This window comes from Actinocatenispora sera (assembly GCF_018324685.1).
Lineage (GTDB): Bacteria > Actinomycetota > Actinomycetes > Mycobacteriales > Micromonosporaceae > Actinocatenispora > Actinocatenispora sera.
This window is the reverse complement of record NZ_AP023354.1, coordinates 3,957,419-3,979,792: the sequence shown is the minus strand read 5'-3', so window position 1 is coordinate 3,979,792 and position 22,374 is coordinate 3,957,419. Positions and strand designations below refer to the sequence as shown.

Sequence of the window (22,374 nt, the reverse complement as noted above, 5' to 3'; positions counted from 1 at the left end):
GGGGGACGATCGGCGGTTCGGTTCGGGTGCGCGAGGATGGGGGCATGCCGACGTTGCGTCTTGCTCTTGCCCAGGTGGATCCGACCGTGGGCGACCTGACCGGGAACGCGCGGATCGTTCGGGACACCACCCGGCGGGCCGCGGACGCGGGGGCCCAACTCGTTGCGTTCCCCGAGATGATGCTCACCGGGTACCCGGTGGAGGACCTGGTGTTCCGGGAGTCCTTCGTGCGCTCCAGCCGGGCCGCGCTGGAGGCGCTCGCGGCCGACCTCGACACCGACGGCCTGGGCGGGCTCGCGGTGCTGGTCGGCTACCTGGACGCGGACGGCCCGTCCCGGATGAGCGCCGAGGCCGATCCGGCGCGCGGCCCGCGCAACGCGCTGGCGCTGCTGTCCGGCGGCCGGGTCGTCACCCGCTACTTCAAGCACCACCTGCCCAACTACGGCGTGTTCGACGAGGACCGGTACTTCGTGCCCGGCAACACCCTCCAGGTCGTCCGCATCGGCGGCGTCGACGTGGCGCTGACGATCTGCGAGGACCTGTGGCAGGCCGGTGGCCCGTTCGCCGCGGCCCGGATCGCCGGCGCGGGGCTGGTCGTCAACGTCAACGGCTCCCCGTACGAGCTGAACAAGGACGACGTGCGCGCGCAGCTGTGCGCCCGGCGCGCGGCGGAGGCCGGCGCGACGCTGGCGTACGTGAACATGGTCGGCGCCCAGGACGAGCTGGTGTTCGACGGCGACTCGATCGTGGTCGGCGCCGACGGGGTGCCGCTCGCGCGGGCGGCCCAGTTCGCCGAGGAGCTGATGGTGCTCGACCTGGACCTGCCTGCGGCGACCGGTACCCCGCCGGCCGAGGGCGCCGGGATGGCGATCGAGCACACGGTGCTGTCCGAGCAGCTGCCGACGCCGCCGGCACCGCGCGCCAGGTACGGGATCGCCGACCGCATCGCCGACGAGGAGGAGGTGTGGGCGGCGCTGGTCACCGGACTGCGCGACTACGTGCTCAAGCAGCGGTTCTCCTCGGTGGTGATCGCGCTGTCGGGCGGTATCGACTCGACCGTGGTCGCCGCGATCGCGTGCGACGCGATCGGCGCCGAGAACGTGCACGGCGTGTCGATGCCCAGCGAGTACTCCTCGGAGCACTCGAAGTCCGACGCCGCGGACCTGGCCGAGCGCACCGGGCTGCACTACCGGGTGCAGCCGATCGCGCCGATGGTCGACACGTTCCTGGCGAACCTGGAGCTGTCCGGGATGGCGGTGGAGAACCTGCAGGCCCGGGTGCGCGGGGTGATCCTGATGGCGCTGTCCAACCAGGAGGGTCACCTGGTGCTGACCACCGGGAACAAGAGCGAGCTCGCGGTCGGCTACTCCACCCTGTACGGCGACTCGGTCGGCGGGTTCAACCCGCTCAAGGACGTGCCGAAGACGCTGGTGTGGCAGCTCGCCCGGTGGCGCAACGCGGACGCGAAGCGGCGCGGGCGCACCGAACCGATCCCGGCGAACTCGATCAGCAAGCCGCCGTCGGCGGAGCTGCGTCCCGGCCAGCTCGACACCGACTCGCTGCCCGAGTACGACGAGCTGGACGCGATCCTCGCCCGCTACGTCGACGGGGACGCGAGCCGCGCCGACCTGATCGCCGGCGGGCACGACGCGGCGGTGGTCGACCGGGTCATCGGCATGGTCGACCGGGCCGAGTACAAGCGGCGCCAGTCCGCACCCGGCCCCAAGATCAGCCCGAAGGCGTTCGGCCGGGACCGCCGGCTGCCCATCACCAACCGCTACCGGGAGGCGTGAGCCGGCGGACTCCGGTGTGAATTTGTCAACCGGGGTCTGCCGCGATGCGACACTCGGATGTGAAGATCCCTGCGGGAGCACGCCAGCGTCGGCGGGCACACCGTCGATGGCGGCTTCCGTACCCAGGGACCCGAACGGGCCTTGAGGAGGGAGAACGCACGTCATGACGGACAAGAGCGCCGACGGGACACCGAGCCTGTACGGCGGGCCCGGCATCAAGCGGGTACGCGTCGCGCACCTGCGCGAGGCCAAGGAGCGCGGCGAGCGGTGGCCGATGCTCACCGCGTACGACCAGTACGCGGCGCGGATCTTCGACGAGGTGGGCATCCCGGTGCTGCTCGTCGGCGACTCCGCGGCGAACAACGTGTACGGCTACGACACCACCGTACGGGTCAGCCTGGACGAACTGTTGCCACTGGTGGCGGCGGTGACCCGGTCGACGACCCGGACGCTGGTGGTGGCCGACCTGCCGTTCGGCAGCTACGAGGCGTCGCCGCAGCAGGCGCTCGCCTCGGCGGTACGGCTGATGAAGGAGGGCGGCGCGCAGGCGGTCAAGCTGGAGGGCGGCGTCCGGATGAAGCCGCAGATCGAGGCGCTGACCCATGCCGGCATCCCGGTGATGGGGCACATCGGCTTCACCCCGCAGTCCGAACACCTGCTCGGCGGGTACCGGGTGCAGGGGCGCGGCGAGGCGGCCGACGCGGTGGTCGCCGACGCCCGCGCGGTGTGCGAGGCGGGCGCCTTCGCGGTGGTACTGGAGATGGTGCCCGGCCAGGTGGCCAAGCGGATCACGCACGAACTGGCGATCCCGACCATCGGCATCGGCGCCGGACCCGAGTGCGACGCGCAGGTGATGGTGTGGCAGGACATGGCCGGCCTGCGGGCCGGGCGCACGCCGCGCTTCGTCAAGCAGTACGCGAACCTGCACGACGTGCTGGCCGACGCGGCGAGGGCCTACGCCGCCGACGTCACCGCCGGGACGTTCCCGGCCGAGGAGCACACCTTCTGACCCACCGAGCGCGCTGAGGGTGGGCCCGATCGCAACCGCGGCCGGGCCCACCTGCGTACGGCGCCTTCGGGTGTCGTTCAACCTGCTGCACAGCCAGCAGCCGACCTCGTCATCGCCAACGTGGCGATCCACTGGCTCACCGGTACCGCGGGCTCGGCGATCCGGTTCTCCCACGAGGAGGCGCACTCCGCGACGGCGCCGCCGGGCGGCCCGACGACCGTGCCGCCCGGGCTGGCGAGGTTCGCCGGTGACTGCCAGTCGATCCGCCGGTTCGCCGAGCGCGACCACGCCAACATCGTCTGCTGGAACTCCCACGACCCTGAGATCCCGGCCGGCGGCCCGCACGACGCCCGCGGCCACTACGCCGCGCACGAGGCCACCGGCGTACTGGTCGGCGACCTGCGACGGTTCGTCACCGCCCTGACCTGAGCGTCAGGCGGGCGGCAGGGCGGCCGACAGGTGCCGGGGCGCCTCGGCGAGAGACGGGCCGTACCAGGTGAGGTGGCGGCCGGAGACCAGCGCCGTCGGCAGACCGTCGAACGCCTCGGGGCCGTCCGTGGCGGTGAACCGGTACGGCTCGTCCGGCAGTACCACCAGATCCGGCTCGGCCTGCTCGATCGCCGCCGGCACGTCGAGCCGCGGGTACCGCTGCGCCGGGTCCGCACCGAGCTGCGGCACCGTGACACCGAGGCAGCGCAACACGTCGGCGGCGAATGTGTCGGTGCCCAGCCAGATCCACGGCCGCCGCCACACCGGTACCAGTGCGCGCCGGGGCACGGCGCCGCCGGAGCATGCCGCTGAATGGCGCCCGGCGGCGGTGGCGGGTGGCAGCGCGGCCCAGGCGCGCTCCGCCGCGTCCAGCCAGGCCGGCCGTGGCACGCCCAGTACCGTCACCAACTCGTCCAGTGTGGACAATGCACTCTCGACGGTGCGCGGGAAGCAGATCCAGACCTCGATGCCGGCGGCGCGCAGCGCCTCGACGTCGGCCAGCCGGTTCTCCTCCTCGTTGGCCAGCACCAGATCCGGTGCCAGCGCGACCACGTCGTCGACCCGGGGGTACTTGCTGCCGCCCACCCGCGGCACGTCCAGCCAGGCCGGCTCGGTGCACCAGTCGGTGGCGCCGACCAACAGCTCCGGCGCCGTCAGCGCGACCGATTCGGTCAACGACGGGACCAGCGACACCACCCGGGACGGCATCGGCTTCAGACGTCGGTGATGCGGATGCCGGCGTGCGCCTTGTACCGCCGGTTGATCGCGATCAGGTTCGCCGTCAGCGCCTCGACCTGCCCGGCGTTGCGCAGCCGACCGGCGAACACGCCGCGCACCCCGGTGATCCGGCTCGCCAGCGCCTGCACCGTCTCCGCGGCCGGCCGGTCGTCGCCCAGCACCAGCACGTCGGTGTCCACCGAGGAGACCGCCGGGTCGGTCAGCAGCACCGCGCTGACGTGATGGAACGCCGCGGTGACCCGGGTGTCCGGCAGCAACGTCGCGGCCTGCTCGGCGGCGCTGCCCTCCGGTACCGCCACCGCATGCGGGCCGCGCTGGTCGAACCCGAGCGGGTTCACGCAGTCGACCAGGATCCGGCCGGCCAGCTCGCCGCGCAGCGCGGTCAACGTCTCGGCATGCCCCTCGTACGGCAACGCGGCGATCACGATGTCACAGCTCGCCGCCGCCGCGTTGTCGCCGCCGGACACCTCGCCCGCGGCCGCACCCGGCAGTTCCGCCAGCTCGGCCGCCGCGGTGATACCGCGCTCGGCGTTGCGCGACCCCACCACGATGCGCTGGCCGGCCCGCGCCAACCGGTAGGCCAGGCCCCTCCCCTGCGGCCCGGTGCCGCCGAGGACACCCACCGTCAGTCCGGACACATCGGGCAGCACACCTGCATCAAACGCCATGCCACCATTCAACCGCACCACCGGTACGGCACCCGCCCGGCTCCCGACGTGGCCTTCCGCACGCTCCGACGGAACGCCATCGTGGCGTGGCACGGTCCCGGACCCACTCGCGAGCCGGACGCCCGTGCCGGTACCGACGAGCCGGTGAGCTGGCACCTACGTTTCGGCGGGCTGCGGAGTGGGGCCCCGGCGGTTCGAGCTGGCACCTACGTGTCAGCGGGCGGCGAAGTGGGGCCCGGGCGGTTCGCTCGGGCCCCACTTCGGCTACTGCAATGCGTCGAGACCTACCGCCCGGCGCGGCCTCGGTCAGCCGCGCCGGGCGGCCACCGCACGGGGCCGCCGGGCCGCGCCCGCGCCACGGGCCCCCGCCGCACCGCTGCTGCGGCGGCTCGGTCGAGCCGGCACCCTGGTCGCCGGTCGCCCGCTACCGGCACTCGGCCGGGTCACCGAGCGCGCCGCCGATGATCGCCGGGCCCCGGGCTGCCGGGACGAGGCGGCACCGGTACCACCGGCGCGCCGCACCGTTCGGCCACCAGCCGAACCACGCGTACCGCTTGCCGGGCGCGCCGTCCGCGGCCGACCCGCGCGCACCGCCGCGGGCCGAGCCCCCGTCGCGCGGGTGTTCGCCGTACGGGCACCCGTTGCCCGCGGACCCGCCGCCGTCGCCCGCGTGCTCGCGGCACGCACCGTCGACCGCTTGGCCGCTGGCCGCGCGGTGCGCGCGGCGACGGTACGGGCCGGAGCCCGCTTCGCCACCCCCCGCCGCGAGGCGCGCGCCCGGGTCGCGGGGGAAGCCGTACGGCTCACCGCCGACGGGCGCCGGGCCGCCGAGCTTGGCGCCGCGGTGGCCCGACCCGCCGACTTCCGCGCCGGAGCACGCGTGGCGACACCCCGGCCGCCGGCCCGCTTCGCCGCCGATTTCCGCCCAGGAGCCCGCTTTGCCGCCGACTCCCGCACAGCACGCTCTGCCGGCGACTTCCGCGCCGGAGCCCGCTTCGCGGCGCCGCCCGCGGCACGCTTAGTCACCGCCTTGCGGGCCGTGGTCCCGCGTGCCGCCGACGTGCCGGCCGCCTTCGCCCGAGCAGTGGTCTTGCGGGCCGCCGCCCTGCTCGCCGGAGCACGCTTGACAGCCGACTTGCGCGCCGGAGCACGCTTGGCGACACTCCGGCCACCGGCCCGCTTCGCCGCCGACTTCCGCGCCGGAGCCCGCTTCGCGGCGCCACCCGCGGCACGATTCGTCACCGCCTTGCGCGCCGTGGACTTGCGGGCCGTGGACTTGCGAGCCGCCGACGAGCGCGCCGTAGTCGCCCGAGCAATGGTTTTGCGGGCGGCCGCCTTCGTCGCCGGCGCACGCTTGACCGCCGGCTTCCGCGCCGGGGCTCGCTTCGCGGCGCCACCCGCGGCACGCTTCGTCACCGCCTTGCGCGCCGTGGACTTGCGGGCCGTGGACTTGCGAGCCGCCGACGAGCGCGCCGTGGTCGTCCGAGCTGCGGTCTTGCGGGCTGCGGTCTTTCGGGCTGTGGTCTTGCGGGCTGCGGTCTTGCGGGCTGCCGCCCTGGTCGCCGGCGCACGCTTCACCGCCGACTTGCGCGCCGGAGCACGCTTGGCGACACTCCGGGCACCGGCTCGCTTCGCCGTCGACTTCCGGGCCGGAGCACGCGTCGCGACGCTCCGGCTGCCGGCCCGCTTCGTCACCGTCCTGCGGGCCGCCGTCTGACGAGCGGTCGTCCTGCGGGCGGCCGTCTTCGTCGCGGGCGCCCGCTTGGCCGTCGACTTGCGGGCCGGTGCGCGCTTGGCGGCCGCCGTTCGCGTGCTGCTCGTCCGCCCCGTGGCGGCCTTCCGCGCGGTGGCGGTCTTCCGTGCGGTCGTCCGGCGCGCCGGTGTGCTCTTCCGAGCTGCCGCTGTCTTCCGAGTCGCCGGCGCTTTCCGAGTCGCCGCGACCTTTCGGGTGGCCGTACGCGACGTCGTGCTCCGCGACGCGGTCTTCGTCGCCGGTGCACGTTTCGCCGTGGTCTTGCGCGCGGTCGTGCGCTTCGCGGCGGTGGTGCGCCTGGCCGTCGAGCGCGCCGTGCTTCGGGTCGTCGCGGTCGTGCGCTTCGCAGCCGTCGCACGCTTGGCCGGCGTGGCGCGCTTCGCAGCCGTCGCACGCTTGGCCGGCGTGGCGCGCTTCGCAGCCGTCGCACGCTTGGCCGGCGTGGCGCGCTTGGCCGGCGTGGCGCGCTTCGTTGCGGTGGCCCGCTTGGCCGTGGTCTTGCGCGCGGTCGTCTTGCGTGGCGTCGCCGTGCGCGCGGTGCCCGACCGGGTGGCGGTCTTGCGCGCCGTAGCCGGCCGGGTCGTCGACTTGCGGGCCGCGGAGGTGCGCGCGGTCGTCTTGCGGGCGGTGGTGGCGCGCTTGGCCGGCGTGGCCCGCTTGGCGGTGGTGCGCTTCGCGGCGGTCTTGCGGGCCGTCGTGGCGCGGCTCGTCGTGCTCCGCGTGGCCGGCGCCCGCTTCGTCGTGCCGCGCTTGGCCGGCGCGGCTCGCTTCGCCGTGCTGCGTTTCGCCGCCGCGGCGCGCGTGGCCGGCGTCGCCCGCTTCGTTGCGGTGGCCCGCCTGGTCGCGGTGGACGTCTTGGCGGCCGTCGCGCGCTTGGTCGCGGCGGGCCGCTTGGCGGCTGTCGCGCGCTTGGTTGCGGTGGCCCGCGTTGCTGCGGTGGACCGCTTCGCCGGCGTGGCGCGCTTCGTCGTGGTCCGCGTCGCGGAGGTCTTGCGCGCCGGCGCGGTACGAGTGGTGGCCGCGCGCTTGGTCGCGGTCGTGCGAGCGGTACCGGTACGAGCGGAGGCCGTCTTGCGGCTCGTGGTCGCGGACCGGGTACCGGTGGACTTTCGGGCACCGCTGCGGGCGGTGCTTCGTGTCGTTGTCGCCATGTTCCCGTCTCCCCCTGGTGAACCTCCGCACCGCATCGGCGTAATTGCCGGGGCGAAGGTCCGTGACGAGTTGCCTATTCGGCTTGGTGACCGTGTTGAGTTGTCGTTATGTTCGCCGGGCGGCAGGGCATCGGGACGTCGTTGGGATGCGTGCTGTCACGATGCGCCGACGCGCGGCCGATCAGTTCGCCTCGCCGCGCCAGCGGGCGTCTTCGGCGTCCCATTCCTCGTTACGCTCGTGCACCTGTTGCAGCGCATCGGCAGCCGCCTGCCGGGTCTCGAACGGCCCGAGCAGGAAACGCGCCGGGCACTTCGTCGCGTCGTCCTCGACGCGCTGGTGCCGCAGGCACCAGTAGAAGCGCGGCTCGTCTTCGCTCATGAGCGCTCCCGCGTCGGCACACTCACGAGGCACCACGTCGCGCGATGCTCAGGAGGCATCACGTCGCACGATGCCTGGTGATTCGCTCGCTGACGCTCGTTCATGCGTCCACTGTGCACCTTGTTTTCGCAGCGCGCCACCTGTTCGCGACATTCGCGATGCGATGCCGGATCGCCGCCCGGTACGATTCCTTGCCGCGAAAGGGCATTCGCCGGCGTCGATGTGGCCGGCGTCTGGTGCAAAATCCGCGGACGCCGCGACGGCTCAACCCAATGCGGTGCCGAGTTCGGCGGCGAGTCGACGCAGTTGCGGGGTGAAGCGGGTGATCGCGGCGTCGCTGATGCGGCCGAGCGGACCGGACACCGATATCGCCATCTGGTTCGGTGCGGTCGGCAGCGCCACCGCAAAGCAGCGCACGCCGGCCTCCTGTTCCTCGTCGTCGACGGCGTATCCGCGCCGGCGCACCAGGTGCAGCTGGGCGAGCAGCCGGTCGGGGTCGGTGAGCGTGGCGGGCGTGTAGGCGGGCATGCCGGTACGGGCGAGCAGTGCACGCACCGATGCCTCGGGCAGCCGAGCGAGCAGCGCCTTGCCGACGGCGGTGGCGTGCGGCAGGACCCGCCGGCCCGGTTCGGTGAACATGCGCATCTGGTGCCGGCCGGCCGCCTGGGTCAGGTAGACCATCTCGTCGCCGTCGAGCATGGCGAGGTTGGTGGTCTCGCCGGTGAGGTCGCGCAGTTCGGTCAGCCACGGTTGCGCCCAGCCACCGAGCAGCCGGGTGGCGCGTTCGCCGAGGACCACCAGGCGCGGGCCCAGCGTGTACCGGCGGGAGGGTTCCTGCCGGACGTACCCGTAGCGGACCAGGCTGGCGATGAGCCGGTGCGCGGTGGGGGCGGCGAGTCCGGTGGCGGCGGCGAGTTCGGACAGCGTGCAGGGGCCGTCGGCGGCGCCGATCGTGTCGAGCAGTTGCAGGGTGCGGTCGACGGACTGGGCGCCGGCGCGACCCGCGCCGCCGCGCGCCGTCCTCGACGGCTCGCCGCCGCGGCTGTCCGCCGACGGTTCGCCACCGCGGGCCGCATCTGCCGGCGGTACGGCGTCGAAGGCCGGATCCTGGGTGTCGTACGAGGTCATCGGCGTGGTCCTTCCGGTTGCCCGGCCACCGCCGGTTCGGTACGTTGACCAGGAGTATTCCATATCAAGGAATCCAATTCCACATCACGAAATGCGAGGTCGCCATGACGACGCTGACGACGCCCGACGGGGTGGCGGTCACCGGCCCCGTCCTCGACCGGTACGAGCAGGTGCTCAGTCCCGCGGCGCTGGCGCTGGTGGCCGAGCTGCACCGGCGCTTCGACCAGCGCCGGCGCGAGCTGCTCGCGGCCCGCACCGAGCAGCAGCGGCGGCTGCACGCCGGCGGCACGCTGGAGTTCCCGGCCGAGGCGGCGCAGGTGCGCGGCGGCGACTGGCGGGTGGCGCCGCCCGCGCCGGGGCTGGTCGACCGGCGGGTCGAGATCACCGGACCGACCGACGCCAAGATGACGATCAACGCGCTCAACTCGGGCGCGCAGGTGTGGCTGGCCGACTTCGAGGACGCGAACACGCCGCTGTGGGAGAACATGGTCGGCGGCCAGCTCAACCTGCGCGACGCGCTGACCGGCACGCTGAGCTTCACCGGGCCCAACGGCAAGCGGTACGAGCTGGGCGAGCGCCAGCCGACGATCGTGGTGCGGCCGCGCGGCTGGCACCTGCCGGAGAAGCACGTCACGGTGGACGGCGAGCGGGTCTCCGGCAGCCTGTTCGACTTCGCGCTCTACCTGGTCAACTGCGGCCGGCTGCAGCTCGACCGTGGCCTCGGCCCGTACTACTACCTGCCGAAGATGGAGAGCCACCTCGAGGCGCGGCTGTGGAACGACGTGTTCGCGCACGCCGAGTCGACGCTCGGGATGCCCACCGGTACGATCCGGGCCACCGTGCTGATCGAGACCATCCCGGCCGCGTTCTGCATGGAGGAGATCCTGTACGAGCTGCGCGCGCACTCGGCGGGCCTGAACGCCGGCCGTTGGGACTACCTGTTCAGCATCATCAAGAAGTTCCGCAGCCGGGGGGCTGCGTTCCTGCTGCCGGACCGCAACGCGGTGACGATGACCGCGCCGTTCATGCGCGCCTACACCGAGCTCTTGGTGCGTACCTGCCACAAGCGGGGCGCGCACGCGATCGGTGGGATGGCCGCGTTCATCCCGAGCCGGCGCGACCCGCAGGTCAACGAGACCGCGTTGGCGAAGGTCCGGGACGACAAGACCCGGGAGGCCGGCGACGGGTTCGACGGTTCCTGGGTGGCCCACCCCGACCTGGTACCGGTCTGCCGGGAGGTGTTCGACGGCGTGCTGGGCGAGGCACCCAACCAGCTCGGCCGCACCCGCGACGAGGTGTCGGTGACGCCCGAGCAGCTGCTGAACGTCGCGGCGACGCCGGGCGACAAGACGCTCGACGGGCTGCGCAACGCGGTCGGCGTCGGCCTGCGCTACCTCGCCGCCTGGCTGCGCGGTTCCGGCGCGGTGGGCATCGACAACCTGATGGAGGACGCCGCGACCGCGGAGATCTCCCGCTCCCAGGTGTGGCAGTGGCTGCACAACGACGTGACGCTGGCCGGCGGCGAGAAGGTCACCCGCGCGCTGGTCGAGCAGATCCTGGCCGAGCAGCTCGACGCGATCCGCGCTGGCTACGGCGAGGCGTACGACGAGGCCGCCTTCGACGCCGCCCGCGAGCTGTTCGTCGAGGTGGCGCTCGCCGACGAGTTCGTCGACTTTCTCACCCTGCCCGCGTACGAGCGGATGCCCTGACGCGGAGGGCCCGCCCCACCGACCCAGCAGGTACGGCGGGGCGGGCCCCAGTTGCGGGTGATCAGTGCCGGCGGAACAGCCGGGTGACCCGGGTACGCAGCACGATGCCGGCCGCGATCAGCGCCGCCGCCACGCCGGCGAGGATGCCGAGCGGGGCGCCGGTCACCGGCAGCGAGCTGCCGGCCTCGCTCGGCGACGCCGACGGCGTACCGGCCCCGGCGCCGCCCTCGGACGGGCTCGCGCTGGGCCCGCCGGAGCTGGGCGTACCGCTCGGCGCCGGGCCGGTGCTGCTCGGCGCCGTGCTGGGCGAGCTACCGGTGCTCGGCGAGGTGCCGCCGCCCGGGGTGCTCGGCGATGGGGACGCCGAGGCGCAGTCGACCCAGAACACCTTGTGCTTCGCCTTGCCGTGCTCACCGGCGAAGTTCCAGTACAGCTTGTAGTGACCGTCCGGCAACCGGAGGTCGTCGGTGTGGCCGGTACCGTCGGCGAGCGTGATGGTGCCGGTCTCGACGTTCTCGGCCCGCCCGGTCGGCGGCTGCTGGTCGATGTGCCAGCTGACCGACTGCGCGGTGTCGAACCCGAACGCGTCGAGGTAGAACACGCACACGTGCGGCTGGTTGCGGTGGTCGTCGACGGGGGTGCCGGCGGCATGGATCTTCACCGTGCCGTTGTCACCCGGTGCGGTGGCGAACGCCGCCGCCGGTGCGCCGGCGGCGAGCGCCGCCGCCGACACTGCGAGTACCGCGCGCGGTACCCAGCGAATTTTGCGAGTCATCAGCCCTCTCGCTGTGGAGTCGGCAGGCGTTCCCCAGGTGACGCCTGAAGCGGGGTAAGGTCCGGAACCCGGAACGATGCCGCGCAGGCGCGGCGCGATCATCCTCGCCAGCCGCACCGTCACCGGTCAAGCTCCGGACCGGGATGCGCGTGGGGTTCGTCCCGATCGTTACCCGTTCCGGGCGGCCCGGCTCGCGGCGGCGGTAGGGTCGGCGGCATGAGCGGACCTCGGGTGGCGGTCGTGACCGGTGCGGCGCAAGGGATCGGCCGGCAGATCGCCGAGCAACTGGCCAGCGAGGGCTACGCGCTGGCGCTGACCGACCTGCGCGAGCCGACCGACACCCTCACCGCGGTGCTCCGGCACGGCGTCGAGGCGATCGCGGTGACCGGAGACGTCGCCGACGAGGCGTCGGTGGCGCGGCTCGCCGACGGAGTCGCCGACCGGTACGGGCGGGTCGACGTGCTGGTCAACAACGCCGGCATCTCGCTGCTGGAGCCGGCCGAGACGACCAGCGTCGAGCAGTGGCGCCGGGTGCTCGCGGTGAACCTGACCGGCCCGTTCCTGACCTGCCAGGCGTTCGGCCGGCCGATGCTCGCCGCCGGTTCCGGCGCGATCGTCAACATCGCCTCCATCGCCGGGCTGCACGCCGTGTCCGACCGCGCGGCGTACAACACGTCCAAGCACGGGCTGGTGGGGCTGACCCGTACCCTCGCCGCGGAGTGGGGCGGCCGGGGCGTGCGGGTCAACGCGGTCTGCCCGGGTTGGGTGAAGACCGAGATGGACGCCGCCGACCAGGCCTCCGGCGGCTACACCGACGACGACATCGAGCAGCGGGTACCGATGGGCCGGTTCGCCGTGCCCGGCGACATCGCGACCGCGGTGGCGTTCCTCGCCGACCCGGAGCGGTCGGGGTTCGTCAACGGGGTCGCGCTGCCGGTCGACGGCGGCTGGACCGCCGACGCCAGCTGGACCAGCCTGCGGCTGCGCAAGCGCTGACGTCGTCCACCAGGGACGGGTTGCGGCGCACGTCGATCAGCGGCTGAGCACGAACCCCTCGGCGGCGAGGAAGGCGCGTACCCCGTCCTCCAGTTCGGTCGGCCAGGCGACGCCGGTCGCGGTGGCGATCGCGCGGGCCTCGCGCAGGAACACCGTCATCGCCGCCTCCCGGGCCCGCTCGACCGAGTCCGGGTCGGCGGTCGGCTGGGGCAGCGCCGCCAGCAGGTCGCGCTGCGCGGCGGTCAGCTTCGCGCTCCACTGCTTCGGCCCCATGCCCGGCATCGGCTGGTTCGCCTCCGCGCACAGCTCGTACAGATAGAGCTGGACCTGCTGCACGCCGACCTGGCCGAGCAGCCAGTCGCGCCGCACGTACACGGTCGGCCAGTTCGCCTGCTGGCGCAGCACCTCCTCGATGATCCAGGCGATCCGCTCGGGGTCCGGGCCCGGATCCGCGGGCGCGGGCACCAGCGCGTCCAACCCGTCCCGGTCCAGTACGGCGACGCGCCGGCGCAGCGTGTGCCCGGTGTCCGGGACCGCCGACACCCGGGTGGAGATCACGTCGAGCCGGGCGCAGTCGGTGGTCAGGCAGTAGAAACTGCCGGGCGCGATCGGGCGCGCCACGAGCGTCGGGGTGATCGCGGCGAGCCAGTCGCGCCACTGTGCGGCGAACGCGTCGAAGTCCTCGTCCCGCACGGCCACGGACAGGTCCAGATCCGACCCGGCGTCGGCGGCGCCGCGACCGCACGCGCCGTGTAGCCACACCGCGCGCACCCGCTCGTCGGCGGCGAACACCGCGATCGCCGCGTCGTACAGCGGCAGGTACCGGTCCGGCAGACCGGCCAGGGCAGGCGGTCGGGTGGTCATGTCGGCCATGATGCTCCGTCGCCGAGCGTCACCTCGGCCGCCCCGGCGTCACCTCACAGGCCGACCCGGCGCTCCGCGTTCACCCGCCGGGTCTGTGCCGGCAGCGTGAACAGGTCGATGAGCCAACCGATGCCCAGCACACCGCCGGTGAGCAGGTAAAGAACGCCGCGGCCGATCTTGCCCAGATAGAACTGGTGGATCCCCAGCAGCCCGAGGAAGAACCACAACACGTACGCCAGTCCGAGCGACCTGTCCCGCATCGAAGCCTCCCCCGCCCCGGGCTCACACCACTGCCAGTGATCGTACGGCACGGCACAGACCGGACATGCGGCCAACCCCGGCCACCCACCTCCCGGGTGACCTCGCGGCACCTGCGACGTGCTCCCCGGCGCCTGCGTGCGGGCCCGCTGGGCAGTCCGCGGTCGGCGGCTCAGGACAGCACGGCGTCGAGGGTGCGCTCGCCGATCCCGGCCATCGTCGGGTTGTCCGCCGAGAACGTCACGAATACCAGCGCCAGTACCAGCGCCCAGCCCCGCGCCCGCTGCCACGTGTGGTCGTCGGCCGCCCCGTACGCGGCGCGGAACCTCGCCCGGTGCTCGGCGTCGAACAGCATCCAGGCCACCGACAGGTCGCCGGCCGGATCGCCGGCGGTCAGGTCGCCGAAGTCGACCACTGCGCTGAGCTCACCGCGGTGCACCAGGATGTTCGCCGGATGCAGATCGCCGTGCAGCCACTGCGGCGGACCCGGCCAGCCGGGCACGTCCAGTACCGCCTGCCACAGCCCCGCCGCCGCCACCCGCCGGGACCGGTCGTCGAGCCGCGCCAGTTGCTCGGCGACGCCCTCCGCCCGCCGGGGCAGCGGGATGCCGCGCGAGGTGTGCGGCGGCGCGTCCGGCGGTGCCGGCGTGTGCAGCGCGGCGAGGAACCCGCCCAGCGCCACCGCCGCGGCGGCCGGGCTCACCGGCGGCTTCTCCGCGGCAACGTGGCCCGGCAGGTACGGCACGATGCTCCAGGACCACGGGTAGCCGAGCGCCGGTCGGCCCACGAACATCGGCGCCGGGACCGGCAGCGGCAGTCGCGGCGCCAGTTCCGGCAGCCAGCGCTGCTCGTGCTCGACCAGTTCGGCCGCCATCGCCCGGCGCGGCAACCGCACCAGCAGCCGCTCGCCCAGCCGGCAGACCAGGTTGTCCCACCCGTTCGCCAGTACCGACACGGCCAGACCCGCGAGGTCCGGCCGCTGCTCGGCCACCAACCGCCGCACCAACTCGACCGAGACCGGCACCTCCGCGGCCGGCATCCGCTGCGCACTCACCGCCGCACCGTACGCCACGAAGGCGACCCGCCCCAACCCGCCGGCCGCTCGCCGACCCCTCGCGCGAACCCGAGACACGCCGAGCCGTCCGAGTCGAGGATCACCGGCGGCGGGCCAGCCATGGCCGGGTACGGCGGTGGGAGGATCTCCGGATGACCGATGCCGCCTGGCTGCCGAAGCCGCTGACCACCGACCGGCTCGTGCTGCGCGCCTTCACCGCGTCCGACGAGCAGTTCCTGGTCGAGCTGGGTGGTGATCCGCAGACCTGGCAGTACCTCGGCGGGGTCCGGCCGGTCGAGGAACGGCGCCGGTCGATCGTCAAGGCGTTCGGCACGCCCAACGTGTTCATCGCCTGCACCGACACGGCACCGATCGGGTTCGTCAGCCTCCGCCCGTGCGACCGGGAGAGCGCCGGCGGCGTACCCGAGGTCGGGTACGTGTTCGCCCGCGCGCACTGGGGCCACGGCTACGCGCGCGAGGCCGTCGCCGCGATCCTGGACTGGGGCTTCGAGCAGTACCCGGCGGTGGAGGCGCCGCGCATCGTCGCCCTCACCCAGGAAGCGAACGACCGGTCCCGCCGGCTGCTGGAGTCGCTCGGCATGCACCTCGTCGAGCGCTACTTCGCCTGGGACGCCCGGCAGACCATGTACGCGATCGACCGCCCCTGAACACCGACCGCAGCACCGAGGTCGTCCCGCCCGCCCGCGCGGCCGTCGTGGCTCAGGCCATGAGCCAGCGCAGCACCTGGTCGGCGGTGTCGGGTCCCGGCTCGTGACCGCCCGCGTAGCGGTGCCCCTCGGCCCGTTCGACGGCGGCGAGCAGCCACTCGCCGTGGCCGGGCGGGCTGTTGCGGTCGTCGGGGCTGTACCAGACACCGACCGGTACGGCGATGTCGCGCACGGCGAAACCCCACGGGCGCACCAGCGACACCATGTCGTCGGTCCAGCCGTCGCGCCCGTCCAGCAGCATCGCCCGCATCCGGGCGAGCCGACCGCCGTCCGGCGCGGCGGCGGCCAGCTCCGCGAGTACCTCTGCCGCCACCCGGTCGGTACGCGCCCGGAAATCCCCCGCGCCACGGGTGGCCAGCCGGAAGCCGTCGGCATTGTCCGGCGACATGCCGGCGAAGAAGTCCAGCCCCGGCGCGTCGTAGGGAGCGGTTCCCGCCACCACCGCGCACCGCGTCACCCGGCCTCGTAACAACACCCCGCAGGCCAGCGCGGGTGCCCCGCCGCCGGAGAAGCCGGTGACCGCGAACCGGTCCCAGCCCTGCGCGTCGGCCAGCGCCGCCACGTCGGATGCGGCATCGGCGACGGTACGACCGGGCTGCCGAGACGATCCGCCGTACCCGGGCCGGTCGTACGACAGGACCCGGACCCCGACCCGGTGGTACGCCTCGATCACGTCCGGGCGCTCCCACCGGATGTGCGGCGTCGGATTCGACGACACCACCGGTACGCCGTCGTCCGGCCCGTAGAGGCAGTAGGTCAGCCGCCGACCGTCCGGCAGATCCAGCCCGTGGGTGGCCGGCGGCACCCATTCGCTCAGCGTCGTCATCCCCCCATTCAACCGTCCCCCGCCCCCACCAGAAAAAGCTGGGCCTCGGCCGCAGCGCCACGCACCGAGCACACGGCCGGGCCGGGGTGGGGCGGACGAGTCGGCCGGTACGCCGGGGACTGTCACGAGATTGCCTCTGACCAGGCAAAACACCCGAGCAACACGGCCCCGGGGGTCGCGTGGGGGTTACTCGTCTCCGCCCAGCACACTGTCGATCGCGCGACGCGCCCTGTCCTCGCTCGACGGCATCAGGTGCGTGTACACCCGCAGCGTGAAGCCGGGATCGTGGTGCCCGAGGTAGCTCGACAGGCTCTTGATGTTCTCCCCCGCGTCCAGCAGCGCCGAGGCGTAGAAGTGCCGCAGCGCGTGGACACCGGTCGCGCGCGACCGTTCGATGCCCGCCAGGGCCAAGGCGGGATGCCACATCTTGCTGTCGAACGTCGACCGGTTGAGCGCACCGTTCCGGGTCGTCGTCAACAGCAGGTCCACCGTGGTCGGCTTCCCGGTCAGCGGGTTCTCCCACGGCAGCGTGATCGAGGTCGGGCCGAACCGACCACCGTCGATGTGGTCCTCGATTCGGCGCGCGATCATGCTAGGAAGCGGCACGTGCCGGTCGCGATCGTTCTTGGGCAGGCCGAAGACCAACCGCGAGCGGACCCGCTTGACCTGCCTCCGCACATGGATCACTCCGGCGTCCAGGTCCACATCATCGGGAGACAAGCCGAAGATCTCGCCCTGACGCAGGCCGCAACCGGCGCCGAGGTCCACCACCAGTCGGTACCGCTCAGGGACCGCCCGGCGGATCGCGGCCACCTGTTCGCGAGTCCAAGGAACGACGCGCCGTTCAGTGGGCCGCGGTTGCCGCACAGAGCGCGCTGTGCATGGGTTCTTGACGATCTTCTCGTCATCGACAGCCGCGCCGAGGATGGCGCGTAGGTGAGCAAACACGACCGAGCGCGTGGACGCCGACAACACGTCGTACAGCGAGCGGTCCCAATCCCGGATCAATCCAGGGTTGATCTTGCTCAGCGGACGATCCCCAAGCATCGGATAGAGGTGCTTGCGAACGCGGTACTCGACCGATTCGCGGGTCGACTCATCGAACGTCTGTCCGCGCATCCACTGCTCCGCGTAGTCGCGGAACAAGACCTTGCCGGCGGTGGGATCGACGTAGGTCCCTCGCCGCTTCTCGGACTCAACGGTGATGAGGAACGCCTCAGCATCGCCCTTCTGCTTGTCCGCGAAGGACTTGCTCCGCCGCTCCCCCGCGGGGGTCAGGTAGCGAACGCGGTACCGATCCCCCTTGCCGTACCTCTCCGTCCGCTCCATCACCGGCTTGCCGCGGCCGTTGACGACCACCTTGCCGAACTCGTCTTGCGTCGGTCGGTACCAACGATCCTCGATGTGCGCCACGTCCCGCCGCCCTACGCCACGTCGCTCGAACTGAGCCACGCCCGAACGGCTACCGGGTCGTAGCGAAGGTGTTTGCCGCAGCGACGAGCCGGCGGGCCAGTGCGCTTCTTGCGCCAGGTCCGCAGCGTCTCGACCGGCACCCGGAGGTACGCCGCCACGTCGTCAATCGTCCAAGCAGGTTCGAGCCGAACCGCGTCCTTCGTGGACACAGCGATCCTCCCCAGATCCTTATGCCGCAACGGTTTGCGTTGCCAAAAGCTGCTGCTGTGCCTGTTGTTTCGCCGCGTCGAGTTGTGCCCGCCAGGCTTGCCGTTCGGCGATCTTGCGCAGGAAATGCACATGCGGCGGAGGCACGTCCGGGTCGTCCCGGGACGCCAACTCGTACTCGAACGGCGGAGGGTCGCCGGCCGCCTGGTCGTGCTCGCCGATCGTGGTTTCCCCGGTTGCCGAAAGCGCGAGGAGAGCTTTGACCCAGGCTTTGCGGTCGGCCCGGTGATCGGACAGGGTCTTGTTCGACCACTGCCGGGAGACCAGCACCCGCCGCCCGGTGAACCCGAGGGTGCGCCGCTGATGCACCTTGCCCTTGCACCGTCCCGGCCGCGCCGTAGCCTTCGCGTTCTTGGGCTGCACCCCGTACAGCAGCCAGTTCGCACAGGTCGGAGAGCACGGCAGGGTTTGCAGCTCGGCCGCCAGGCGGGCGAGGTGGTCTTCCTGCGCCCGCGACCCCGGAGCCACCGCGTCGGTGATGTCCTTCGCGATGTACTTGGTGATGTAGCGGATGGTCTTCTCGGCGCTCTCCGAGCCGCCCCGCACCCCGGCAAGGTGCACGCTGCCGAGCCGCACCACGTGCGCAGGTTCCGCGTCCGGGTCCTCATCCAAGGCGTCCAGCGCCTCATCCCAGGTCGGCAGCGCCGCCGAGGTTTCCGGGTCCCGGTAGGTCTTGGCGTCCGGGTCCCACACCGGCACTGCCCCGTCCGGGTCGTACACGATCTTGTCGTGGGCGGGCCACCACACCTGGTGGTAGGTCGCCGCCGCCACCTGCCGCACCAGTGCCCGCGGGAGTGCTCCCCGGACGGCGAAGTGCCCGTGTGGGGCCAGCCGCTTTTGCATCTCGACCGACCCGGCGTACTGGACGTTCCACCCGACCGCGCGGCGGAGGTTCTGCCAGAACCGGTCGAGCACCTTCGCGAAGTGGATCGCGTCCAGCGCCGCGGCCCGGTAGTCGTAGCTGTCCGGGTCCACCGGGGTCCCGACCCTGGGGTCGTGGGGGCTGTGCAGCTCCCCGCACTCGCACACCTCCACCGCGCCGCGACGCCGGTAGGCGGAGTGGATCGGCCCGTAGCTGCCGAGCGTCAAGGTCAGGAACACCGAGTCCCGGTGCTCCCGGCCGTCGGTGCCGATGTGTGGGTGCGGGATGGTCCGGTTGGCGACGGGCAGGCGAGGAAGGTCCGGCGCGTCCTGCCGCCGTTTCGTGGACCGCTTCCGCGACGGGGCCGACTCGTCCGGATCGGTCCCGTCCTTCCGGCCGCCGGGCAGGACCGAGCCGCGCACACCGGCCGCGGTGATCTGCTCATCCACCCGGTCAATCTCCGCGTCCAGCTCGCGCACCTGGTCCCACTCGGCCGCCATCACCACCGACGTGCGGGCGAACTCCAGGACAGCCCGGTACTCCACCAAATCCCGCTGTTCATCGGTCGGGGCATCCGGGGTGGTGACCGGCTCTTCGGTAAGGTGCCAGCCTTCCCGGATCTGCTGCATGCGCAGCCTGCGGTTGGCTTCCGCGCACGGCTCACACTTCGCCGCCGACGTAGCCCCGCAGGGCACCGGCACCAGCTCGGTTTCCCCGGTCGCGGTGTTGGTACGGCGAAGCCACACCGGTTTGACGCACACCCCGAACTTCTTCGCCAGCTCAACCGCTACATCCTTCGCGATCGGCTGCAGCATCCGAGCTGCCCGCGACCCCGGACGCGGTTGGTCGTCCTGCCCGAGACCGGGCAGCATCATCGTGTCCACGGTGGTGGTCATCGGCCGATCACCACCGGACGGCCGTTAGCGCGGCCCGGCACGACCGGACCCGACGGGACCACCGGAGCAGCCGGGACCGTGGACGACACCGGACGAGTCACCGCAGGAACGCCAGGCACCGGAGCGGCAGGCACCGAGGGAGGTACCGGAGCGGCAGGCTCGACCTCCGCAGGGGCCGGGTCGGTGACTCGCTCCCGTTGTGGGACAACAGCTTCCGTGTCATTCGTGGTCTTCGGGAGGCCGGAGAACACGAGCTTGACCAGCAGCATGAACGCCACCGCCGGCAGCGCCGCCAGACCCTTCGAGGTGAGGGAGTCTCCGGCTTGCGAGACCTGGGCGCCCAGTGAGAGCAGGCCGGAGGCGACCAGCAGCGCGACCGGGTAGGTGATCGAGCCGCCGGCCCGGCGCTTGCGGCGGATCTCCAACAGCGCACACGTGGGCATCAGCTCGGAGGCGACCGCGTTCGCCCAGCCGAACCAGTCGGCCGTCCCGTGCGGGAGCGCCTGCATCGTCCAGTCGTGCATGTGCGTGAACGACGCGGCACCGGCCATGACGCCGATCGCGCCCATGATCCCGAGCCGAGCGACATCCTCTACCCGCTGCGACTTGCTTGCCTCAGCCACCACAGGTCACCCCCTACTTGGTGTCGCGGTGGACGGGACGAGACAGGAACGCCGGCGGATCCCCAGCCGTATCCAGCGCATCGGCCAGGGCCTTGAACAACGCCCACGCCTCCGGCACGGTCAGCGGAAGCCGACGATGCCGAGCCCCGATCGCGATCCACGCCGACTCGTCGGTCATCCGCACCGTCACCGCCGTCGACTTGTCCGACCCGGGGACCCGGATCCGGAACAGCCGCGCCCCGTCGTTGTCTGCCGGTACCGCACTCATCACGCCGCCTCCGTCCCGTCCGAGCCGTCCGCTGCCGGCAGGTTGCGCAGCTTGGCCAGCAGCGAGTCCGGCACCACCGGCGTCACATCGGCCGGCGGGCACTCCTCCAGGTCGACCACTTCCACCGGCTCCGGCCGCTTGGCCTCGTCCGCCTGGCCCTCGTTGCGGTTGCCAGCCATGGGGGCAGCCGGGATGTCTTCGACGTCGTTGGCGTCGGTGGTGATCGGTGCGTACTCGGCGGCCATGTCGCGGATCTGGTCGTCATCGACGTAGGCGGCACGCACCCGGAACGGGTTCTTCTCGAACTCCGACAGCGCGTAGCCCATGCCCGGCGCCGTCAACGGGATCTGATCGGCCAGCGCACCGAGGTCACGCATCCCGTCGCCCAACACCATGTCCACCTGCGACGGGGTGTCGAGCCCGAGGGCGATGCGGTAGGTGAACAGCCCGCGCATCGGGATGATGTCCTTCGACGGCTCCTGCACGCACCCGAGCACCACCCAGCCGACCGCCGCGCCCTTGGTCAGCAGCCGCCCCAACGCGTACTCAGCCCGGCGCCGCACATCCATCGGCGCGTACGCGGTCAGCGTCGCCAACTCGTCCACGATCACCAGATGCAGCGGGTGGGTCATCGACGGGGTGAACTTGCGGACATTGCCCGCCAGCTCCAACGCCACGCAGTCCATATGATCGGCTTCCGCTTCCAGCAGCGCGACCATGGCTTCGGCCCGGTCCGCCTCATACCGGGTGAACAACGGGCGCCCGATGGACAGCTCCATGCCGCCCTTCGGGTCGATCCCGGTCACCTTCACCAGCCCGGCCCGGATCGCCGGCGCCAGGTAGCGCAGCACCGACCAGATCAGCGAGCCCTTACCCGACCGGGACCGGCCCGCCACCAGCACATGCCGGGCCAGCAGCGGGATCGTCCAGCCGGTCCCGTCCTCGCGCATGCCGACCGGGACGGCCGCCAGGTCCACCGGCACCATCCCGGATTCGTCGGCTTGCGGGATCGGCAGCGCTGGCACCGTGGAGATCAGGATGTCCGTGTGCTGGAACTCCACCCACGCCTCACCCGGGCTACCCGGCACTTCCCACACCCTGCACGCCAACGCCCGCGCTGCGTTCGCCAACTCCCCCGTCTTGGCCCGGAGGGCGTCGACCGTCATCCCGACCGGCACGTCCACCAGCAGCCGATCGGCCGCCGGCAGCACCTCCACCTTGCGGATGCCGGGGATGACCTCCCCGTCGTGATCCCGCACGGTCAGCTTGCACCGGGTCATCCACCGATCCCAGCGACGCCCGTACCGGATCCAGCGACGCTGCCACCGCAGGATGCGGGGCGTGACCCGCTGCTTGAACGAGACGGGCCAGGCGATGCGCCACACCACGCCGGCCACGACCGGGGCCAGGACCACACCGGCCAGCGCCCACCGGCCACCCACCAGCCCGGCCGTGCCCAGCGTGGCCACCACACCGGTCGTGCGGGGGTGCTGGACCGCGAGCTTGATCACCCGGTACGCCCCGACGCCCACCGCTACCGGGATCTGCACCACCAGCGGCATCGCGTCCCACAACCGCTGGCCCATCGACTCCCGGTAGACCTGCGTGGCCACCATCCGCTTAGCCATGACCCCCAACCCCTCCGATAACCGTCCGTGACCGCGTTTGGGCATGAAGAAGGCCGCCCGCATGCTGTGTGCGTGACGGGCGGCCCTCGCCCTACCTTC

21 protein-coding genes and 1 pseudogene are annotated in these 22,374 nt (G+C 72.6%); 7 read left to right on the top strand and 15 right to left on the bottom strand.

The genetic code is table 11. The features are described 5' to 3' along the window. Positions 1-44: 44 nt before the first annotated feature. The 3 genes from Asera_RS19040 to Asera_RS19030 all read left to right on the top strand — a co-directional run bounded on the left by Asera_RS19040 (position 45) and on the right by Asera_RS19030 (position 3,231). Positions 45-1,793 (top strand): NAD+ synthase, encoded by a 1,749-nt coding sequence (locus Asera_RS19040; RefSeq protein ID WP_030447976.1) that lies wholly within the window; start codon positions 45-47, stop codon positions 1,791-1,793. 163 nt (positions 1,794-1,956) lie between these two features. Beyond that, complete coding sequence (gene panB / locus Asera_RS19035) at positions 1,957-2,802, top strand: 3-methyl-2-oxobutanoate hydroxymethyltransferase (RefSeq protein WP_030447975.1); 846 nt, start codon at positions 1,957-1,959, stop codon at positions 2,800-2,802. A 120-nt stretch (positions 2,803-2,922) separates the two neighbouring features. Continuing rightward, a complete protein-coding gene (locus Asera_RS19030; RefSeq protein ID WP_030447974.1) occupies positions 2,923-3,231 on the top strand; it encodes a hypothetical protein in 309 nt (102 codons plus the stop codon). Between the two features lie 3 nt (positions 3,232-3,234). Here Asera_RS19030 and Asera_RS19025 read toward each other — a convergent pair whose 3' ends face one another. From Asera_RS19025 to Asera_RS34035, 3 genes and pseudogenes are all read right to left on the bottom strand, one after another. Further along, entirely contained in the window at positions 3,235-3,999 is a 765-nt protein-coding gene (locus Asera_RS19025; RefSeq protein ID WP_030447973.1) for a helical backbone metal receptor, read from the bottom strand. A gap of 5 nt (positions 4,000-4,004) precedes the next feature. Next, the gene (npdG, locus tag Asera_RS19020; protein WP_030447972.1) at positions 4,005-4,697 is read right to left on the bottom strand and encodes an NADPH-dependent F420 reductase; all 693 of its coding nucleotides are present in this window, start codon (positions 4,695-4,697) and stop codon (positions 4,005-4,007) included. A gap of 306 nt (positions 4,698-5,003) precedes the next feature. After that, positions 5,004-6,455: pseudogene (locus Asera_RS34035) on the bottom strand (histone H1-like repetitive region-containing protein); the annotation flags it as partial. Positions 6,456-6,459: 4 nt separating this feature from the next. Between Asera_RS34035 and Asera_RS19010 the strand changes: the two are divergent. Next, the gene (locus tag Asera_RS19010; RefSeq protein WP_212804685.1) at positions 6,460-8,061 is read left to right on the top strand and encodes a hypothetical protein; all 1,602 of its coding nucleotides are present in this window, start codon (positions 6,460-6,462) and stop codon (positions 8,059-8,061) included. Positions 8,062-8,244: 183 nt separating this feature from the next. On the opposite strand, the gene Asera_RS19005 is transcribed toward Asera_RS19010, so the two are convergent. After that, positions 8,245-9,108, bottom strand: coding sequence for an IclR family transcriptional regulator (locus Asera_RS19005; RefSeq protein WP_051802643.1), 864 nt, complete (start codon positions 9,106-9,108; stop codon positions 8,245-8,247). 104 nt (positions 9,109-9,212) lie between these two features. Here Asera_RS19005 and aceB point away from each other — a divergent pair, with 104 nt between their 5' ends. Next, positions 9,213-10,817, top strand: coding sequence for a malate synthase A (gene aceB / locus Asera_RS19000; protein ID WP_030447968.1), 1,605 nt, complete (start codon positions 9,213-9,215; stop codon positions 10,815-10,817). Between the two features lie 61 nt (positions 10,818-10,878). On the opposite strand, the gene Asera_RS18995 is transcribed toward aceB, so the two are convergent. Further along, entirely contained in the window at positions 10,879-11,592 is a 714-nt protein-coding gene (locus tag Asera_RS18995) for a hypothetical protein (RefSeq protein WP_211255677.1), read from the bottom strand. 216 nt (positions 11,593-11,808) lie between these two features. Here Asera_RS18995 and Asera_RS18990 point away from each other — a divergent pair, with 216 nt between their 5' ends. Continuing rightward, positions 11,809-12,588 (top strand): SDR family NAD(P)-dependent oxidoreductase, encoded by a 780-nt coding sequence (locus tag Asera_RS18990; protein WP_030447966.1) that lies wholly within the window; start codon positions 11,809-11,811, stop codon positions 12,586-12,588. Positions 12,589-12,624: 36 nt separating this feature from the next. Here the strand turns inward: Asera_RS18990 and Asera_RS18985 are convergent, their stop codons facing one another. From Asera_RS18985 to Asera_RS18975, 3 genes are all read right to left on the bottom strand, one after another. Beyond that, positions 12,625-13,452 (bottom strand): nucleotidyltransferase domain-containing protein, encoded by an 828-nt coding sequence (locus tag Asera_RS18985; RefSeq protein ID WP_157035011.1) that lies wholly within the window; start codon positions 13,450-13,452, stop codon positions 12,625-12,627. Positions 13,453-13,505: 53 nt separating this feature from the next. Next, complete coding sequence (locus Asera_RS18980) at positions 13,506-13,712, bottom strand: TM2 domain-containing protein (RefSeq protein WP_035297661.1); 207 nt, start codon at positions 13,710-13,712, stop codon at positions 13,506-13,508. Between the two features lie 170 nt (positions 13,713-13,882). Continuing rightward, on the bottom strand, positions 13,883-14,764 hold the full coding sequence (locus Asera_RS18975) for an aminoglycoside phosphotransferase family protein (protein ID WP_211255676.1): 882 nt from the start codon (positions 14,762-14,764) through the stop codon (positions 13,883-13,885). Between the two features lie 152 nt (positions 14,765-14,916). Here Asera_RS18975 and Asera_RS18970 point away from each other — a divergent pair, with 152 nt between their 5' ends. Next, positions 14,917-15,432, top strand: coding sequence for a GNAT family N-acetyltransferase (locus Asera_RS18970; protein ID WP_030447962.1), 516 nt, complete (start codon positions 14,917-14,919; stop codon positions 15,430-15,432). A 52-nt stretch (positions 15,433-15,484) separates the two neighbouring features. On the opposite strand, the gene Asera_RS18965 is transcribed toward Asera_RS18970, so the two are convergent. The 7 genes from Asera_RS18965 to Asera_RS18935 all read right to left on the bottom strand — a co-directional run bounded on the left by Asera_RS18965 (position 15,485) and on the right by Asera_RS18935 (position 22,275). After that, entirely contained in the window at positions 15,485-16,318 is an 834-nt protein-coding gene (locus Asera_RS18965; protein WP_051802642.1) for an alpha/beta fold hydrolase, read from the bottom strand. Between the two features lie 186 nt (positions 16,319-16,504). Next, a complete protein-coding gene (locus tag Asera_RS18960; RefSeq protein ID WP_030447960.1) occupies positions 16,505-17,731 on the bottom strand; it encodes a tyrosine-type recombinase/integrase in 1,227 nt (408 codons plus the stop codon). A gap of 11 nt (positions 17,732-17,742) precedes the next feature. After that, a complete protein-coding gene (locus Asera_RS34030; protein WP_157035010.1) occupies positions 17,743-18,072 on the bottom strand; it encodes a helix-turn-helix domain-containing protein in 330 nt (109 codons plus the stop codon). Then, positions 17,960-19,756 (bottom strand): replication initiator, encoded by a 1,797-nt coding sequence (locus tag Asera_RS18950; protein WP_051802641.1) that lies wholly within the window; start codon positions 19,754-19,756, stop codon positions 17,960-17,962. Before Asera_RS18950 ends, Asera_RS34030 begins: the two co-directional genes overlap by 113 nt. Continuing rightward, a complete protein-coding gene (locus tag Asera_RS18945) occupies positions 19,753-20,379 on the bottom strand; it encodes a hypothetical protein (protein ID WP_157035009.1) in 627 nt (208 codons plus the stop codon). The genes Asera_RS18950 and Asera_RS18945 overlap by 4 nt, the downstream gene beginning before the upstream one ends. A 13-nt stretch (positions 20,380-20,392) precedes the next feature. Next, positions 20,393-20,647: a hypothetical protein gene (locus Asera_RS18940; protein WP_051802640.1), complete on the bottom strand. Its 255-nt coding sequence runs from the start codon at positions 20,645-20,647 to the stop codon at positions 20,393-20,395. Further along, positions 20,647-22,275, bottom strand: coding sequence for a P-loop NTPase family protein (locus Asera_RS18935; RefSeq protein ID WP_157035008.1), 1,629 nt, complete (start codon positions 22,273-22,275; stop codon positions 20,647-20,649). The genes Asera_RS18940 and Asera_RS18935 overlap by 1 nt, the downstream gene beginning before the upstream one ends. Positions 22,276-22,374: the final 99 nt, after the last annotated feature.

Coding starts and splice junctions, on each gene's coding strand:
- Asera_RS19005 (WP_051802643.1), bottom strand. CDS start 9,108: ATGACCTCGTACGACACCCAGGATCCGGCCTTCGACGCCGTACCGCCG.
- Asera_RS19040 (WP_030447976.1), top strand. CDS start 45: ATGCCGACGTTGCGTCTTGCTCTTGCCCAGGTGGATCCGACCGTGGGC.
- Asera_RS18935 (WP_157035008.1), bottom strand. CDS start 22,275: ATGGCTAAGCGGATGGTGGCCACGCAGGTCTACCGGGAGTCGATGGGC.
- Asera_RS18970 (WP_030447962.1), top strand. CDS start 14,917: ATGACCGATGCCGCCTGGCTGCCGAAGCCGCTGACCACCGACCGGCTC.
- npdG (WP_030447972.1), bottom strand. CDS start 4,697: ATGGCGTTTGATGCAGGTGTGCTGCCCGATGTGTCCGGACTGACGGTG.
- Asera_RS18985 (WP_157035011.1), bottom strand. CDS start 13,452: ATGACCACCCGACCGCCTGCCCTGGCCGGTCTGCCGGACCGGTACCTG.
- Asera_RS34030 (WP_157035010.1), bottom strand. CDS start 18,072: ATGTGCATTTCCTGCGCAAGATCGCCGAACGGCAAGCCTGGCGGGCAC.
- Asera_RS18950 (WP_051802641.1), bottom strand. CDS start 19,756: ATGACCACCACCGTGGACACGATGATGCTGCCCGGTCTCGGGCAGGAC.
- Asera_RS19025 (WP_030447973.1), bottom strand. CDS start 3,999: ATGCCGTCCCGGGTGGTGTCGCTGGTCCCGTCGTTGACCGAATCGGTC.
- panB (WP_030447975.1), top strand. CDS start 1,957: ATGACGGACAAGAGCGCCGACGGGACACCGAGCCTGTACGGCGGGCCC.
- Asera_RS18990 (WP_030447966.1), top strand. CDS start 11,809: ATGAGCGGACCTCGGGTGGCGGTCGTGACCGGTGCGGCGCAAGGGATC.
- Asera_RS18980 (WP_035297661.1), bottom strand. CDS start 13,712: ATGCGGGACAGGTCGCTCGGACTGGCGTACGTGTTGTGGTTCTTCCTC.
- Asera_RS18965 (WP_051802642.1), bottom strand. CDS start 16,318: ATGACGACGCTGAGCGAATGGGTGCCGCCGGCCACCCACGGGCTGGAT.
- aceB (WP_030447968.1), top strand. CDS start 9,213: ATGACGACGCTGACGACGCCCGACGGGGTGGCGGTCACCGGCCCCGTC.
- Asera_RS18940 (WP_051802640.1), bottom strand. CDS start 20,647: ATGAGTGCGGTACCGGCAGACAACGACGGGGCGCGGCTGTTCCGGATC.
- Asera_RS18995 (WP_211255677.1), bottom strand. CDS start 11,592: ATGACTCGCAAAATTCGCTGGGTACCGCGCGCGGTACTCGCAGTGTCG.